2 protein-coding genes are annotated in these 333 nt (G+C 49.8%); one reads left to right on the forward strand and one right to left on the reverse strand.

Going from position 1 to position 333, the window contains the following annotated elements:
- Positions 1–73: hypothetical protein (locus EZM41_RS14795; RefSeq protein WP_446697843.1), on the reverse strand; the 73-nt coding region annotated here is incomplete at its 3' end.
- 94 nt (positions 74–167) lie between these two features.
- Between EZM41_RS14795 and EZM41_RS11165 the strand changes: the two genes are divergently transcribed.
- On the forward strand, positions 168–333 hold a 166-nt coding region (locus EZM41_RS11165; protein WP_198471150.1), incomplete at its 3' end, for a GTP-binding protein.

Raw genomic sequence — 333 nt, forward strand, 5'->3', positions numbered from 1 at the left:
TGCCTTTTTTGGCCAACAAGTCCGCTAAAGCCGTGCCCCAGCTTCCCGCTCCGAATAAGGCAATTCCCTCCACGCAGTTTACCTCCCCGATTCAGAATTCCACATGAAAGTCCACGAGAGATTTAAGCCACCTTTTATCCAGCACGCTGACGGCGTAAGCGGTACATATGCCTATAAACGAGTTTATTACGACCGATAGAGCCCCCACTCTGAGGCTCATCCGCAATATCGGCATAGCTGCTCATATAGACGCAGGAAAGACCACTACTACAGAGCGCATACTTTTTTACACAGGCCAAAAACACAGGATGGGAGAGGTCGACGAAGGTTCTA

It is taken from the genome of Acetomicrobium sp. S15 = DSM 107314, from assembly GCF_016125955.1.
Classification (GTDB): domain Bacteria; phylum Synergistota; class Synergistia; order Synergistales; family Thermosynergistaceae; genus Thermosynergistes; species Thermosynergistes pyruvativorans.